This is a genomic window from Variovorax sp. PCZ-1 (assembly GCF_018413605.1).
Lineage (GTDB): Bacteria > Pseudomonadota > Gammaproteobacteria > Burkholderiales > Burkholderiaceae_C > JANMDU01.
Map to the genome: position 1 here is coordinate 1980189 of NZ_JAHCDN010000001.1, position 16692 is coordinate 1996880.

General features: G+C 54.4%; 16 protein-coding genes. 2 read left to right on the top strand and 14 right to left on the bottom strand.

Translation table 11 applies throughout. From position 1 onward, the window contains the following. Positions 1–6: 6 nt before the first annotated feature. The 5 genes from KIH26_RS09570 to KIH26_RS09590 form a co-directional block, all read right to left on the bottom strand. Positions 7–1302 (bottom strand): TRAP transporter large permease, encoded by a 1296-nt coding sequence (locus KIH26_RS09570; protein ID WP_213444356.1) that lies wholly within the window; start codon positions 1300–1302, stop codon positions 7–9. Next, entirely contained in the window at positions 1293–1781 is a 489-nt protein-coding gene (locus KIH26_RS09575) for a TRAP transporter small permease (RefSeq protein WP_213444358.1), read from the bottom strand. The genes KIH26_RS09570 and KIH26_RS09575 overlap by 10 nt, the downstream gene beginning before the upstream one ends. 74 nt (positions 1782–1855) lie before the next feature. Beyond that, positions 1856–2824, bottom strand: a complete 969-nt coding sequence (locus tag KIH26_RS09580) for a TRAP transporter substrate-binding protein (protein ID WP_213444360.1) — start codon at positions 2822–2824, stop codon at positions 1856–1858. Between the two features lie 16 nt (positions 2825–2840). After that, positions 2841–3731 (bottom strand): SMP-30/gluconolactonase/LRE family protein, encoded by an 891-nt coding sequence (locus KIH26_RS09585; protein WP_213444362.1) that lies wholly within the window; start codon positions 3729–3731, stop codon positions 2841–2843. A gap of 7 nt (positions 3732–3738) precedes the next feature. After that, on the bottom strand, positions 3739–4581 hold the full coding sequence (locus KIH26_RS09590) for an NAD-dependent epimerase/dehydratase family protein (RefSeq protein WP_213444364.1): 843 nt from the start codon (positions 4579–4581) through the stop codon (positions 3739–3741). 53 nt (positions 4582–4634) lie between these two features. On the opposite strand from KIH26_RS09590, the gene KIH26_RS09595 reads away from it, so the two are divergent. Together KIH26_RS09595 and kdgD are read left to right on the top strand one after the other, a co-directional pair. Next, positions 4635–5393 carry a FadR/GntR family transcriptional regulator gene (locus tag KIH26_RS09595; protein ID WP_213444366.1) on the top strand — a complete coding sequence of 253 codons (759 nt, stop codon included), beginning with the start codon at positions 4635–4637 and terminating at the stop codon, positions 5391–5393. Positions 5394–5527: 134 nt separating this feature from the next. After that, complete coding sequence (gene kdgD / locus KIH26_RS09600) at positions 5528–6451, top strand: 5-dehydro-4-deoxyglucarate dehydratase (protein WP_213444368.1); 924 nt, start codon at positions 5528–5530, stop codon at positions 6449–6451. 69 nt (positions 6452–6520) lie between these two features. On the opposite strand, the gene KIH26_RS09605 is transcribed toward kdgD, so the two are convergent. The 9 genes from KIH26_RS09605 to lgt all read right to left on the bottom strand — a co-directional run bounded on the left by KIH26_RS09605 (position 6521) and on the right by lgt (position 16686). After that, a complete protein-coding gene (locus KIH26_RS09605; protein ID WP_213444370.1) occupies positions 6521–7252 on the bottom strand; it encodes a ribonuclease activity regulator RraA in 732 nt (243 codons plus the stop codon). A gap of 124 nt (positions 7253–7376) precedes the next feature. Then, on the bottom strand, positions 7377–9119 hold the full coding sequence (araD, locus tag KIH26_RS09610) for an L-arabinonate dehydratase (RefSeq protein ID WP_213444372.1): 1743 nt from the start codon (positions 9117–9119) through the stop codon (positions 7377–7379). 13 nt (positions 9120–9132) lie between these two features. Further along, positions 9133–10140, bottom strand: coding sequence for a Bug family tripartite tricarboxylate transporter substrate binding protein (locus KIH26_RS09615; RefSeq protein WP_213444374.1), 1008 nt, complete (start codon positions 10138–10140; stop codon positions 9133–9135). 87 nt (positions 10141–10227) lie between these two features. After that, positions 10228–11775, bottom strand: coding sequence for a malonate--CoA ligase (locus tag KIH26_RS09620; protein WP_213444376.1), 1548 nt, complete (start codon positions 11773–11775; stop codon positions 10228–10230). A 2-nt stretch (positions 11776–11777) separates the two neighbouring features. After that, positions 11778–12563, bottom strand: a complete 786-nt coding sequence (locus KIH26_RS09625; protein ID WP_213444378.1) for an enoyl-CoA hydratase/isomerase family protein — start codon at positions 12561–12563, stop codon at positions 11778–11780. Positions 12564–12578: 15 nt separating this feature from the next. Beyond that, positions 12579–13571, bottom strand: coding sequence for a Bug family tripartite tricarboxylate transporter substrate binding protein (locus KIH26_RS09630; protein ID WP_213444380.1), 993 nt, complete (start codon positions 13569–13571; stop codon positions 12579–12581). 21 nt (positions 13572–13592) lie between these two features. Continuing rightward, positions 13593–15032 (bottom strand): malonyl-CoA decarboxylase, encoded by a 1440-nt coding sequence (locus KIH26_RS09635; RefSeq protein WP_213444382.1) that lies wholly within the window; start codon positions 15030–15032, stop codon positions 13593–13595. 2 nt (positions 15033–15034) lie between these two features. After that, on the bottom strand, positions 15035–15724 hold the full coding sequence (locus KIH26_RS09640) for a GntR family transcriptional regulator (RefSeq protein ID WP_213444384.1): 690 nt from the start codon (positions 15722–15724) through the stop codon (positions 15035–15037). A gap of 161 nt (positions 15725–15885) precedes the next feature. Then, the gene (lgt, locus tag KIH26_RS09645) at positions 15886–16686 is read right to left on the bottom strand and encodes a prolipoprotein diacylglyceryl transferase (protein WP_213444386.1); all 801 of its coding nucleotides are present in this window, start codon (positions 16684–16686) and stop codon (positions 15886–15888) included. Between the last annotated feature and the right edge of the window lie 6 nt (positions 16687–16692).

A 16692-nucleotide genomic window follows, 5' to 3' on the forward strand; every position in this document is an offset into this window, starting at 1 on the left:
TAAAAATTATTTGGCCAAGATCATATTTGGCAGCCAAAGCGAAAATGCGGGTACATAAGTGACCAGCATCAAACAGGCCAATAATGCCCCATAGAAAGGCCAGATTGAGCGCATCACTTCGCTCACTGATATTCGCCCAATGGCACAACCTACAAACTGCGTCGTGCCTACGGGTGGTGTGTTCAGACCGAGCGCACAGTTCAGCAAAATCATCACGCCGAACTGACTCGGATCCATGCCAAACTTTTGGCAAATCGGCAAGAAGATGGGCGTGCAGATCAGCAGCGTAGGTGCCATATCCAAAAACGTGCCCAAGACGAACAGCAACACATTGACCATCAAGAAAATCAGCCAAGGGTTTTGCGTGATGGAGCTCATCAGATCGCCTGTGCGCTGAGGCACTTCATACAGCGCGAGGAAGTAGGCGAAGGCAGCTGAGATACCGATCAGAAACAGCACCACGCCGGTAGTTTTGCAAGCCTTGGCGCATGAGGCAATGAAATCGCGCCAAGACAGAGAGCGGTAAACGAGGATCGTGACCAGCAAAGCCCAGAGCACAGCCGTGGCAGCAGACTCTGTGGCCGTGAACACGCCAGACAAAATGCCCACCAAGATAATGACCACCACCAGCATGCCAGGCAGCGCAGCAATAAAGCTACTGCCCACCTCGCCCCAGCCCGCAAATGCGCCACGCGTGGGATAGCCGCGCTTGATGGCCACGCCATAGGCCGCCAAGAGATTCATCACTGTGAGAATCACCGCCGGGATGATGCAGGCCAAGATCATGTTGAGCACGTTCACTGAGGCTAAGCCTGCCGTGGCCAAAGTGTAGAGAATCAAATTGTGACTTGTGGGCATGAGCGCACCGACCAAAGAGGCATGGGTCGTGACGTTCACCGCATAGTCGGTGTCATAGCCCTCTTTTTTCATCAAGGGAATCATCACCGAGCCCATGGCCGACACATCAGCCACCGGCGAGCCTGCCACGCCGCCAAAGATGGTGCAGCCCACCACGTTGGACATGCCCAACCCGCCGCGCACATGCCCGACCAAGCTGTTGGCAAAGCGCACGATGCGCTGCGCCACACCGCCGTGCAGCATCAGCTCACCCGCAAAAATGAAAAATGGAATGGCGAGGAAGGAGAAGATTTGCATACCCCCCACCATTTTTTGGAAGACCACCGCAACCGGCAGCCCCGCCACTACGATCGTGAGTACCGAGGCCAAGCCAATGGCAAATGCCACTGGTACGCCAATCAGCAAGAGCAGCGCGAAACTCACGCCAAGAACAGTCAACTCCATGCTGGCACCACTTCCTTGCCCTGCAGCAGAGCGATTACATGCTCAATACAAAACAGCACAATCAACACTCCCGCGATCACTAAGGGCAAATAATCCATGCCAGAGGGAATCGCCAACATAGGTTTTTGATCATTCCATTTGAGCGTCGTCCATTTGTAGCCGTTGTAGGCCATGAGTGCGCCAAAGGTGCCGACCAAGATATGAATCAAGATTTCCAGTTTGAGCCGCATCCACTCTGGCAACAAGACGATGATGGAATCCATGCCAATATGCCCCGCATCGCGCACGCCCACAGCCACGCCAAGCGCAGTGATGTAGAGCACGAGCAGTAAGGCCAGCGCTTCGGCCCAAGTGGGCGTGTCATTGAGGATATAGCGCCCGATCACTTGGTATTGCACGCAAGCAATCAGCACGATGAGGCCGACGACAGCGATCATCAAGCTCAGCTTAGACAGCGCAGCACAGAAGCGGGTGTACATGAATGGCTCCCAGAAAAACAAACAGCACCTCAGCCCAAACCTCAACTCTTTGCCGAGGTGCTGGTGGCTTCAACTTAGCGTGTGTCTTGCACAGCTTTGACCAAGCGCTTGAGATCAGGCGTATTGGCAAATCGGTCATACACCGGGGCCATCACGTCTTGGAAGGATTTTTTATCGACTTCGACGATCTCCGTTCCTGCTGCTTTGACCATGTCAAACTCTTTCTTCTCGTAAGCAGCCCATGCCTTGCGGTTGAAATCCACAGAAGCCTTGGCTGCAGCGCGCACCATGTCTTGCTCTGCTTTGGGTAATTTGTCCCACACTATTTTTGAGAAGAGCAACACTTCAGGCGCCATGGAGTGTTCGGTCTTGTTGTAAAACTTAGCCACTTCGAAATGACGGAAGCCTGAGCCATAGGACGGGTAGTTGTTTTCTGCAGCATCGACCAAACCCGTTCGTAGCGCGGTAACGACTTCAGCAATCGGCATCGGCGTAGGGTTCGCACCCATTGCGGCAGTCACAGCCACCCAAAGGTCAGACTGCTGCACGCGGATCTTCATGCCTTTGGTGTCAGCCACAGTTCTCACGGCTTTCTTGCTGTAGATCGAGCGTGAGCCTGAGTCGTAGTAGGCCAAGACGATGAAGCCTTGGGCTTCGCAGTCTTTGGCAATCTCGTCACCCACTGGGCCATCAAGCACTTTGTGCAAATGATCCACCGAGCGAAACAAGAAAGGGAGCACAGGAATATTCGTCTTGGCGCAGATGGAGTTCATCGGGCTGATGTTCACGCGCGTCATATCCAACGCGCCAATCTTCACCTGATCAATCGTCTCTTTCTCAGAGCCTAAAGCGCCCTTGTTGAAGACTTTCACGGAGTGTTTGCCGCCAGAGAGTTTTTTCAGCTCGTCACTCATGAAGCGCACGGATGTGACTGTCGGATAGTCGTCCGAATTGTGCACGTCTGATGATTTGAATTCAACAGCTTGTGCAGACATGCTTAGCAATGCCACAGTGGCCGCAATCAAGGTGGGAATGAACTTCATGGTTTGTCTCCTAGGGTTAAAGCAAGGCGGGTTGAAAAACGGGCTCTGGAATACCTTGCGCACCAGGGCGCAAAGCAAATACGCCGCCAGCTAAGTGCTGGTCTGATAAATCCATATTAGCGGGGCGAATGGATGTGACATACAGGGTTTTCATGTCTGCGCCGCCAAATGAGCACATGCTGGGCTTCTTGACGGGCACTGCGAGCGATTGATCCAGCTTGCCATCTGGTGTAAAGCGATGAACCAGGCCAGCATCATTGCCGCAGATCCAGTAGCAGCCATCGGTGTCTAAGGCTGCACCGTCTGGCCGGCCAGGCAGATGCGTCATGTCTACAAATACGCGCTGGTTGAATGGTGTGCCGCTGGCGGTATCGTAATCAAAGGCCCAGATCAGTTGAGAATTGGGATGCGAATCGCTCAGATACATGGTTTGCCCATCGGGGCTGAAAGCCATGCCATTGGGCGTGAACAGGCCACGCATCATGGGTCTTAAATCGCTCTTATTTTCATAGCACACCACGCAGCCCTCTTGCCGGCTATCTGGCATATTCATCAGCATCGTGCCCGCAAGAAAACGCCCTTGCCTGTCACAGCGACCATCGTTGAAACGCATGCCTTGCGCGGCATGCTCAATACTTGCAAGCTTGGCCTCATACATACTGCCATTTGCTTGAGGCTGGAGATGGAACACACCGCTTTCCATGCCTGCGATGAATCCACCAGAGGCATGCATAGCAATGCAGCCGATCATCTCACTCGCATGCCAGGTTTTCACGCCCAGCCCCGGCTTCAATTGGTGCAATGCTTTGGCAGGAATATCCACCCAATACAAGGCCTGCTCTGTGGCATGCCAGAGCGGGCTCTCGCCCACAGCATTTTTTGCATCGACAAGAAGCTCTGTTTGCATGGTTTTTTCAGAGAGTCTCGAACGGACCCGCTTTGACGAAAGCGCCGCCTTGATAAATGCGCACCGGATCATCTTCTGCTAAAGGCGGCACGCTTTCCGCCTTCGCACGGAAACGCTCAGAGTTGTCTTGCGGCTTGAAGCCCAGATGCGCGGCTTGGCTGTTGTCCCACCACTTATCGCGGTTGTCTGATGCGCCATACACAATCGCGTGGCCGAGCTTGGGGGCAAAGAGGCAGCAGCGAATCAACTCCGTCAAATCTCGGTAGCTCAGCCAAGTAATGAGCATACGACGATCTTTGGCTTCTGGAAATGAGGAACCAATGCGAAGGCAAGCCGTTTCGATGCCATAGCGATCAAAGTAAAAACGGGAGAGGTCTTCGCCGAAAGATTTAGACAAGCCGTAGTAGCCATCAGGCCGCTTGGCACAATTCGCATCAATCACCTCACCCTGCTTGTGAAAACCAATCACATGGTTAGAGCTTGCAAACACGATGCGCTTCACGCCATGCCGTCTCGCGCCTTCGTAGAGATGAAACACGCCTTTGATATTCGCTTCCAAGATTTGCTCAAAAGAGTGTTCAGTAGAAAGCCCGCCCATGTGAACGATGGCATCACAGCCTTTGACCAATTCATCCACAGCAGCTTTATCTGCCAAATCGCAAACCACAGATTCTTCATGCGCTTTCAAAGCATCCAACTCTTTCAGATCCGAAAGCCTCATGCTCTGCGCAAATGGCATCAAACTCTCGCGCAAAACCCGGCCCAAGCCACCCGCCGCCCCTGTCAACAGCAATCGCTTGACTTTCGAGGCAGAGCTAGGGAGAATAGAATCAGAGTTGTTAGAGGTCATACAACTTATTCTAAAACAGAATCTTATTTCTTAACTAGTGCAAACCCGTAGCAATGCCGAATTCCAGTGTTTCGTCCGTTCATGAACTCACCCGCACATTGCGCAAAACTCGCAGCTTAGCGCTTGATTTGGTCGATGCCCTGACCGCGCGGATTCGCTCGGGCACATACGCACTTGGCTCGCGCCTGCCCACTGAGGCAGAGATCATTGATGAGTTTGGCGTGAGCCGCACCGTGGTGCGCGATGCGATCTCTCGGCTACAGACCACGGGGCTGATCGTCACGCGCCATGGCATCGGCAGCTTTGTGCAAAAGCAAGGCAGTGATGCAGGCTTCAAGGTCAACCCAGAGCAGCTCAAAACACTGCGCGAGATCGTTGGCTTGCTGGAGCTTCGCATCGGCTTGGAAACCGAAGCTGCAGCGCTGGCCGCCATGCGCCGCACTGAGGAGAATTTGAGCAAGATGCGTGCTTTTTTGGATCAATTCTCTCAAGCCATTTCGCTGGGTGGCGATGGTGTGGAAGCGGATTACGCCTTCCATGCAGAATTAGCACGCGCCACACAAAACAATCACTTCTCCCAACTTTTTGAATCTCTGGGTTCAGGCCAAATCCCCCGAGCTAAACTGCCTGCCACCCAACTCTCCGAGCAGCGCCAAGCCTATCTGCGCACCATTCATTTGGAGCACGAGAGCATCTATCAAGCGATCGCGCAACAAGACAGCGAAAGCGCCAGAGCAGCCATGCGCATTCATCTTGGTAACAGCCGCGAACGTCGCCGACAAGCTGCTGAATCTCTCCAATCGGGCGGTTGAGTTTTCTCACCCTGGTCAGCTTGAGCTGGCTCTTTGTCGGGCGCTGATGCCGGCTCACTATTGCAAATTTTTTGGGTTTTTCCTAGATAGGTTGTATGATGACATACCTATTCGAACGATTTTCTGGAGAATTCATGCATCCCCAAGATCTCAAAACAGCGCTGCAAACTGGCCTGCTCTCCTTCCCGCTCACTGATTTTGATGCCGATCATCAATTCAACGCACGCGGCTATGCACAGCGCTTGGAATGGCTCATGCCCTATGGCGCGACGGTCTTGTTTGCAGCTGGTGGCACAGGTGAATTCTTCTCCCTAGAGCCTGTGGAGTTCACTGAAGTGATCAAAGTCGCCGCGCAAACCTGCAAAGGCCGCGTCCCCATCGTGGCAGGCGCGGGCGGTGCAACACGTTTGGCCATTCAATACGCGCAGGCGGCTGAAGCTGCAGGCGCACAAGGCATATTGCTGCTGCCACACTATTTGACGGAAGCCAGCCAAGAAGGCTTGATCGCGCATGTGCAGGCCGTGTGCCGCAGCGTGAAGCTAGGCGTGATCATCTACAACCGTGGTGCATGCAAGCTCACTGCTACCTCATTGCAAATCCTCGCGGACACCTGCCCCAATCTGATCGGCTTCAAAGATGGCCTCGGAGATATCGAGCGCATGGTGAGCATCTATCAAACGTTAGGCGATCGCTTTGCTTATCTGGGTGGCTTGCCCACGGCCGAGGTGTATTGCCATGCTTACCGCGCGCTTGGCGTGCCCACCTACTCGTCCGCTGTGTTTAACTTCATCCCACGCACAGCGATGCAGTTTTATAACGCTTACCGAGATGGTGATAAAGCGACGACGGATCGACTACTACAAACATTTTTCTTGCCCTACATCGCGCTGCGCAACCAAGGCGAAGGCTATGCCGTGAGCATCGTGAAAGCGGGTGCGACGATTGCCGGCCACAGCGCTGGCCCAGTGCGCCCGCCTCTCTCTGATCTCAAACCAGCGCAGGTCGAGACGCTGCGCGGCTTGATCGCTCTGCTTGGCTCACAAGACCAGCACTATTAATTCGATAGCACTTCGCGCAGATTCTATGCCGGCGAAGTGCTCAAAACGCATCAAGTATAGAGCGACTAACTACAGCGGGTAACGCGATGCATTCGTCTGCATCCATGCTGCAAAATCATCCTTGCTTTTTTGCTCGGTAGGCGGATACAAGCCGAGAATGCTGCGGCCTTGCTTCACCACCATCTCGGTGACGAAATCTTCGAAAGCCGTCATCTCGACCGCTTCTTTGGCAATCTCATCGGCAATTGCGGCCGGGATGACGATCACCCCTTCTTTATCGCCCACCATCACATCTCCTGGCCACACAGCCACATCGCCGCAGCCAATCGGTACGTTGATATCCAGCGCTTGATGCAGCGTGAGATTCGTGGGGGCGCTAGGGCGTTGGTGATACGCGGGGAAAGGCAAAGCAGCAATCTCCGGCGAATCTCTGAAACCCCCATCGGTGACCACCCCTGCGCAGCCGCGCATCATGAGGCGACTGACGAGAATCGAGCCAGCAGATGCAGCGCGTGCATCTTTGCGGCTATCGAACACGAGCACGCTGCCTGCAGGACATTGCTCAACGGCGACGCGTTGTGGGTGGCCTCTGTCTTGAAAAACGGTGATGGGGTTCAGATCTTCTCGCGCGGGGATGTAGCGCAGGGTGAAAGCTTCGCCGACCATATTAGGCAGGTTCGCGTTAAGTGGGCGTACGTCTTGGATGAATTGGTTGCGCAGGCCGCGTTTGAACAGGGCTGTGCAGAGCGTGGCTGTGCTGACGGCTAGGAGTTTGGTTTTGGTGACTGGGTTGAGAGGCATGTGTTTTCTCGCTTCGGGTAGAGCAGAAAATTGGGGTCAGAGCACAATTTCGTCTGGGCGTTGTTGCGCACCGGGAAGATCGTTGTCTTGAATTGTGATCTGACCCCAGTTTTCCTTCTGGCTTTCAATAGATTACTGGCTCGGGCACGGGTGCACCGAATGATGTTTCTAAATAGTCAAAATCACAGCCTTGATCGGCTTGTAGGATGTGCTGAGTGAACATATGGCCGTAGCCGCGTTCGAAGCGTTTGGGGGGTGGTGTCCACGCGGCTTTACGGCGTACCATTTCTTCGTCGCTGATTTCCAAATGGATGGTGCGCTCGGGCACATTCACGGTGATGAGATCACCGTTTTGCACCAAAGCCAAAGGCCCGCCGATGTAGCTCTCCGGGCTCACGTGCAAGATGCATGCGCCGTAGCTCGTGCCGCTCATGCGGGCGTCGGAGATGCGCAGCATGTCGCGCACGCCTTGTTTCACCAGCTTCGTAGGAATCGGCACCATGCCCCACTCTGGCATGCCGGGGCCACCTTGCGGGCCGGCATTGCGCAGGATGATGATGTGGTTTTCCGTCACGTCTAAATCCGGGTCTTCGACCGCTTTTTTGAGAGATGGGTAGTCGTCATACACGAGCACCTTGCCAGTGTGTTTGAAAAACTTAGGCGCACAAGCGCTGGGTTTGATCACACAACCATTGGGCGCGAGATTACCGCGAAGCACTGCAAGCGCGCCTTCTTTGTAAATCGCTTTATCAATCGGGCGAATCACGTCTTCGTTATAGGTTTCCGCATCTTTCAAATTCTCTTCAACGCTGTGGCCGTTCACCGTGAGCGCTTCGCGGTGCAGCAAACCTGCATCGAGCAAAGTTTTCATCAACGCTTTCATGCCTCCAGCGTAATAAAAATCTTCCATCAGATACTTATCACCGCTCGGGCGAATGTTGGCAATCACTGGCACTTTGCGGCTGAATGCATCGAAGTCGTCCAAGCTGAGCGGCAAGCCTGCGCGGCGGGAGATCGCCACCAGATGAATGATGGCGTTCGTAGAGCAACCTTCAGCCATCGCCACCGTCAAAGCATTCTCAAAATTCTCGCGCGTGAGCATGCGCTTGGGAGTAAGGTCTTCCCACACCATATCCACCACGCGGCGTCCGCATTGCGTGGCCATGCGTTGATGGTTTGCGTCCACAGCCGGGATGCTCGATGCGCCAGGCAAAGTCATGCCCAAGGCTTCTGCAATGCCCATCATCGTGGCCGCTGTGCCCATCACCATGCATGTGCCTGCGCTACGTGCGATGCCGCCTTCGATCTCCATCCACTGCTCGGATGAGATGTTGCCCGCGCGGCGCTCATCCCAGTATTTCCAAGCATCTGAGCCTGAGCCCAGCGTATTACCTTTCCAGTTGCCGCGCAGCATCGGGCCCGCTGGCAAGTAGATGCAGGGCAAGCCCGCGCTGAATGCGCCCATGAGTAGGCCGGGCGTGGTCTTGTCGCAGCCGCCCATGAGCACTGCGCCATCCACCGGATGGCAGCGCAATTGCTCCTCGGCCTCAATCGCCAGCAGGTTGCGATAAAGCATCGTGGTGGGTTTCACAAAATTTTCTGCCACCGAGATACAAGGAATCTCCAGCGGAAAGCCCCCCGCTTGCAGTACACCGCGCTTGACCTCTTCCACCCGATTCTTGAAATGCGAATGGCAATTGCCGATATCGCTCCATGTATTCAAGATCGCGATGATGGGCTTGCCATGCCAATCGGCATGGTCATAGCCCATTTGCATCGCGCGCGAGCGGTGGCCGAAGCCGCGCAGATCATCTGGCGCAAACCAGCGCGCGCTGCGTAGCTCATCGTAGGTCTTACGCTTAGTCATCACTTAGCCTTCATCACTGCGCCTTGATACCAGCCGTCTTGATCACTTTTTCCCACTGCACGATTTCTTTGGCAACGAAATCAACATAAGGCTTTTGCCCCAAGGGTGGAATCACAAAGCCTTGACTGGCCATGCGCTGCACAATGGCTGGCGAGGTCATCACCTCTTTGATGGCGGCCTCTAACTTATCCACAATTGGCTGCGGCGTGCCTTTCTGAATCGATAAGCCACTCCAGCTCAGCGCCTGAAAGCCAGGATAGCCGCTCTCCGCCACCGTAGGCACATCAGGGAACAGCGGATTGCGCTGCAAGCTGCTCACAGCAATCGGGCGCAATTTTCCTGAGCGCACATGCGGCAAGGCCACATCTTGGTTAATGAACATGAAAGGAATTTCGTTGCTGATGGCCGCTGTGAGCATCGGGCCACCGCCACGATACGGTATGCCCGTCATGAAGATGCCCGCGGTTTGCTTGAAAAGCTCCATCGCCATGTGACCACTAGCAGCATGCGTGTAACCGTAATCGAGCTTACCGGGATTGGCTTTTGCAAACTGCACCACGTCTTTCAATGTTTTGAACGGGCGATCTACATTCACCACGAGCACATTCGGCCCATGGTGGATTTGCGAGAGATGAATGAAATCCGTGTTGGAGTTGTATTTGGAAATCAGCGTTGGATCGAGACCATGCGCCACCGCGTTTTGCCCCACGCCAGTTTGAATGAGGGTGTAGCCGTCTGCAGCTGCTTTCACACCGCGTTCCGTACCAATCACGCCACCACCACCGCCCACATTCTCTACCGTCACAGGCACTTTCAGCACACGAGACAAAGGCTCTGCCATCATGCGCCCCATCACGTCGCTCGTGCCCCCCGGCGGGAAAGGCACAAGTATTTTGATCGGTTTGCTGGGGTAGTCAGCCTGCGCAAGCGTAGCGCCTGAGAAGAAAGACGACGCTACTAAAATAATAGCTGCTTGCGCAATAAATACGCCGGCGAATCGGCGATTTAGCTTGTATGCCATATGTGTCTCCAGTGGTAGCTGCACTGCGGCAAGCTTGCAGAAGATTTTGGCACAGGCGTGCCGCGCAAACAGCTTCTAGCTGATATCTCAAGTTCTGGTAAACACTGATTTGTATTGCTCTCGCAGCAGGTTTTTCTGTACCTTACCCATGGTGTTGCGCGGCAGCTCGGTCACGATCTCGCAGCGTTTGGGAATTTTGAAATTGGCGAGCTTTGATTTGAGATCGGCGAGGATGGCATCAGGCTTCAATGCTGCACCCGGCTTGGCGATGATGACAGCAATGCCCACTTCGCCGAAATCAGGATGCGGCACGCCAATCAGCGCGCTCTCATTCACACCAACCATCTCGTTGATATAGCCTTCAATTTCTGCAGGATAAACGTTATAGCCGCCAGAGATGATGAGATCTTTGCTGCGGCCGACGATGCGCACATAGCCGCGCTCGTCTTGGTAGCCCACATCGCCGGTACGGAAAAAACCGTCTTGCGTGAACTCTTCTGCCGTCTTCTCCGGCATGCGCCAATAACCTGCAAACACATTCGGGCCCTTGACTTGAATACCGCCGATCTCGCCTGTGGGAAGTTGCTCATCATGCTCGTTGGCAATGCGCAGACTCACGCCGGGGAGTGGGAAACCAACGGTGCCAGCGCGGCGCTCGCTCTGGTTTTGAAAGCGTTTGTCAGCGCTGTACGGATTGGAGGTCAGCATCACGGTTTCGCTCATGCCGTAGCGCTCCAAGATTTTGTGGCCCGTGCGCTGCTCCCACTCTTCGTGAGTTTCTTTGAGCAAGGGCGCAGAGCCTGCGATGAAGAGGCGCATGTTTTTAGAAGCCTCTTTCGTCAGCGCGCTCTCCAGCAGCATGCGCGTATACAGCGTGGGCACGCCCATGAAGACAGTGGCTCGCGGCATCGCAGAGATCACAGTTTTCGGATCAAACTTATTGAGCCAGATCATTTTGCTGCCGTTGATGAGAGCAGCATGAATTGCTACGAACAGGCCATGCACGTGGAAGATGGGCAAGGCGTGAATCAGTACGTCACCTTTTTGCCAGCCCCAATAATCTTTGAGCATCACCGCATTGCTGAGCATGTTGCCATGTGAGAGCATCGCGCCTTTGCTGCGGCCCGTCGTGCCGCTTGTATACAAAATCGCTGCCAAATCACCGTCAGTATTGCGCGAGCAGCTATGAATATCAGAGCAGTGAGCGGCACGCTCCAGAAGACTGCCCGTACGATCATCGTTCAAACTGAAAACAGATTGCGCTGCGCAAGTGAACGCAATTTTCGAGACCCAACCGAAATTCTTGGCTGAGCACACCACCACGGCGGGCTCAGCATTGGTGATGAAATATTCGATCTCGGCGCTTTGATACGCCGTGTTCAAAGGCAAAAATACCAAGCCCGCACGTAATGTGGCCAAGTACAACACAAAAGCTTCCACCGATTTTTCCACCTGTACGGCTACGCGGCTGCCTTGAGGTAATTTCAGGCTTTGCAACAGATTGGCCATCATCGCGCTGCCGCGCTCCAGATCGCGCCATGAGTAATGCAAACCATGATCAGTTTCTACGGCAATGCTGTCTAAATCGGCAGGAAATTGCGCACGCAGGTTGGCGAAAATATTGGCGTTGTTCATATTCAAAATTCCGGATTGCGCTTAGCTAGAAAAGCTGCAATGCCTTTGCGGTGCTCTGCACTGTTAGCGTAAGCATAATCATCATTTGCTACCGATTCAGTAGCACTCTGCGCAGTATTTACAAGTGAGAAATGCTGATTTCGATCAAAAAATCGTCTTAAAAACTGCTTATTCATTCGTGCAGCCTGCGGTGATAACTCGGCAATGCGCTGCGCGGTTTCTTGCGTCTCTTGCTGCAGCTGATCATCTGGCACGATGCGCTGAATGAAACCACGCTCATTCATGGCTTGCGCATTCAACACCTTCGCTTCAAGCAGCATCTCACGCACGCTGGCCTCGCCTGCAGCGCGCAACACGATGGCTAGTTCGCGCTGCGCCATTGGCATGCCAAGCTTGGCTATCGGCGCACCAAAGCTGGCGCTCTGAGCGGCGATGCGAATGTCTGCGCATGCGGCAAGCTCCAATCCGCCGCCCATGCAATGCCCCGCAATCATGGCCACAATGGGCGTATCCAGCGCGAGCAAGGCGTCCAGTGCAGGCGCTACATCCTCTTCATGAAAAGCGCGCAAGCTCTCTGGCTCGAAACGAAAACTGGGATATTCAGAAATATCACCGCCCGAGCAAAAATGATTCCCCTCGCCGCGCAGAATCAAGCATCGCGTATCTTTAGGCATGCTTTGCAATAGGCGAGGAAGCTCCTGCCACATGCCCCGCTTCATCGCGTTGCGGCGCAGGGCGTTGCACAGGGTCAGTGTGGCAATCGGTCCAGAATGATCTAGCTTGAGCATGTCAGCAAGAAACGATCAATCCAGCTTCGCGCCCGAGAGCTTGACCACCTGCTCCCAGCGCTTGATCTCCGCATTCACAAAGCCGCCAAACTGTGCGCCCGTCAAGCCAGTGAACTCTGCACCTTGGCGTGCCCAAGCCGTCTTGGCCTCATCGGTGTTGTAAGCCTTGCGGATTTCTTCAATCGCACGGGCCTGCACATCAGCAGGCGTACCGCGAGGTGCCCAGATGCCGTACCAAGTCGTCACGGTGTAATCCGGCAAGCCCAGCTCGGCCGCGCAAGGCACATCAGGGAAAGCGGAGTTGCGCTGTTTGCCTGAGACCATCAAAGCTTTGATGCGCCCGCCGGTGATGTGGGCAGCGCTCGACCCCAAGCCATCAAACATCATTTCGACATCGCCTGCAATCAAACCCTGCAGTGAAGGGCCTGCGCCACGATAGGGAATGTGGGTGATGAAGGTTTTGGTTTGCTGCTTGAACAGCTCGCCCGCCAAATGATGCGATGTGCCGCCGCCAGCCGAGCCGTAATTGAGCTTGCCAGGATTCTTTTTGAGGAAGTCTAAAAATTCTTTGAAATTCGCCACCGGCACTTTGCGCGGATTGACCACCACCACCTGCGGCACACTGGCCACCAAAATCAATGGCACGAAATCTTTTTCAATATCGTAATCCAATTTGGCATACATGCTCGGTGCGATCGAGTGATGCACAGCGCCCATGAAGAGGTTGTAGCCATCGGCTGGCGCTTTGGCTGCCACGCCCGCGCCCAGCGTGCCGCCCGCGCCACCTTTGTTATCGATCACCAAAGTGCGCCCTGTTGTTTTGGCGAACGCTGCAGACAAGGGCCGCGCAAACGCATCTGTGCCTCCGCCTGCGGGGAAAGGCACGATCAGATTCACGGCTTTTGCGGGCCAAGCGCCCGCCGTTTGTGCGCGAGATGCTACAGAAAATGTAGCGATGCTTGCTGCCGTTGATGCTAAGGCAGCGCGGCGATTGATCATTGTGTTCATGGTTTGTCTCCAGTGTTTAAGTTAATTCAACAGCTTTTTGATATCAGCACTGCAGGCTATTTTGCCTGCAGCCAAAGATTGGCGATGCTTGTCGATCTGCTTGAGATCATAAAGATAATTGACCATCAGGCCGAAGGATTGTTTGGTGCCTTTGGCGCTGGGATCAGCAGCCCAATTGATTCGCTCCACCCTTGAGCCATTGCCCAGGTGAAACTTAGCCACGGCATCCAGCGGTTGACCATCGCGCATTTCTTGCGCCAGGTATTGCGCTGCTCGGCTCGTTAACTCCTGTTTGACGGTCTCTGCATTGGCATCGGCTTGCGCGACCAGGGGTGCATCGATCTTTGTGAGCCATGCTCTAAAGCCAGGTATCGGCGAAAGCGTGGCAAACACCTTGAGCTTGGGTAGCTCGGTCTTGAGTGTCTCCACCACACGCTTGATGAGTGAATCCCCAAAGCCTACGCCGCGCAAGCCGGTTTGCGTATTGCTGATGGAATAGAAAATGGCTGTCGTCACAGCTTTGAGATCATGCACCTTAGCCTGCTCATCCAGCAAAGGCAAGATACCGCTGGCCATTTCATCGCCCAAAGCCACCTCGACAAAAATCAAAGGCTCATCGGGCAGCTTGGCATGAAAGAACCCGTAACACCGTCGATCGGAATCAAGCCTATTTTTCAGATCCATCCAACCTTTGATGTCATGGACAGCTTCATAGCGAATGAGCTTCTCAAGCAGCGAAGCAGGGCTGTCCCAACTGATGCGACGCAGCTCCAAAAAGGCAACATCGAACCAAGTCGAGAGCAAGACTTCAAGCTCAGCGTCAAGTGCAAGCAATCTGCGATCTTTCTTTAGCTCCGGCAACCACTGCGTGCGCATTTCGATCAAAAAGCGCATGCCTTCAGGGAATGCAGCAAATCGCTGAAGCAATCGCTTGCGGGGTGAGGTGAGAGATTTGTGCATAGCCACTTCAGCTAAACCCAAATCGCCAGAAATCAATGCAGATTCATACTGCTCGCGCGCTTTGCGCAATTGCGCAGCATCCGGCGCAAATTGCTCACTCATCAACAGCCACATATCGCGCTGCTCATGCGAGCTGGCCTTGGCATACCATTTGGCCACGCCCTGCGCACGCCGCCCGCCCTCCACCTCGCTCACCTGCGGATCCGCGACAGCCTTGAGCTCGAGCAAAGTGCGCCGCAGCACACGCGGTGATAGCGCTTCATGCTTTTGCTTCAGCGATGCTTTCAGGCGCTCATTCGTAGAGCGCATGGCGTGATCTGTCGTTGCTATGATATCAATAGCACTTTGCGCAATATCTATGCCGGCAATATGCTGTTTTTCTTTAGAAATAAGGGTGGTTTTATCGATTTTCTGCCAACCAAGCTTGACTGCATGGCGGCGCAGCCATGAGCCTGCTTGGCTGCCGCGTGAGGTGCTTTGGGCAAGGGGCTCGGTATCCATGCTCACACCACCAACCTGCTTTTCTGATTGCGCGCCAGCTCTCGCAGCGCCTCACGCTGACGCGTCAGGTGCGTGCGCATCGCCGCCTCTGCGCCCTGAGCATCACGCGCCTGCAAAGCTGCAAACACGGCCATGTGCTCTGAGAGGCTTTGCTGCAAACGCCCCGGCGCATGCAACTGCTGCAAGCGCGCCAGCTTCAAGATCTTGCGTAAATCCCCAATCACCTGCGCCAGCCATTTGTTATTTGCCAACAAGATGATGGCCTCATGAATCGCGAAATTCGCCTCGTAATAGTCATTGATGCGTTGTGCTTTCGCAGCTTTCTGCAAGCGTTCGTGTAGCGTTGCCAGTGCCACCAGGTCAGCATCGGTGCTTTTGAGCGCCGCCTCATGTGCACAGCGCCCTTCCAGCAAGGCGATCACCGGGAAGATTTCATCCAAATCCTGCTCAGTGACTTCATTCACGAAGCTGCCTCGGCGCGGCTCTTGCCGGATCAGGCCTTCTGCAGCCAGCACCTTCAACGCCTCGCGAAGTGGGGTGCGAGAAATCTCAAGCTCTTCGCACAAAGCCACCTCATCTACGAACGCACCGGGCGCGAGTTCACCGCTGAAAATGCGCTGCCGCAATTGCGCCGCCACCTCGCTATGAAGCGATTCAGTAACAGAGCGAAGAGCGACCGGACTGGAGACCATGACGAAGAAATTGAAAAGCTGATATCGAGATAATTATCTGTAATTATGATTAATCACGACCCCTCAAACAAGCCGTTTACGCCAAGTTTCACCAAAAGCTAGGGTTTATCACGAGGCCTGCGGCACCTGGCCTGTTGGCCATGCGCCTAGGCGCCAGGAAGTCAAGCGAGCCGTTTTTGCGCCCAAATCCACATCCCTGCGCCGCCGAGAATCATGGGAATACACAGCCACTGGCCCATGCTCATACCAGTGGATTGCACCAGCCATGTGAGGTGTGCATCAGGTTCGCGGAAGAATTCTGCGATGAAGCGGAAAATGCCATAACCAAAGAGGAAAGCCGCTGCCACCTGCCCACTCTTGCGCTCTTTGCGCGCATACAGCCAAAGCAAAATAAAGAGCAAAGCGCCTTCGAGTGCGATTTGATAAAGCTGTGAAGGATGACGCGGCGCATCACCCGCTCCGCGAAACACCATGCCCCAGGGCAAACTGGGATCTGCCAAACGCCCCCACAGCTCACCGTTGATGAAATTGCCAATGCGCCCCATCATCAAACCTGTGGGAACGCAGGGCGCAACAAAATCGGCCACTTCGAGCAAGCTGCGTCCGCGTGTCTTTGCAAACCACATTTCTGCAACCACGACACCGAGCAAGCCGCCATGAAAACTCATGCCACCTTGCCACACATAAAAAATCTCGAGTGGATGGGAAAGGTAATAAGCTGGTTTGTAAAACAAGCAGTAGCCAATTCGCCCACCCAGCACCACACCCATCACGCCTAGAAACAAGATATCTTCCACATCGCGCTTCGTCCATTTCAGACGCGCATAGGGTTGATGCGCTGTGCGCAGTGTGCCCAAGTACCAAAAAAGCGCAAACGCGGCGAGATAGGTCAGGCCGTACCAATGCACAGCCAGAGGGCCAAGCTTGATGGCAACAGGATCAATTTGAGGGTGAATCAGCATGCGGCG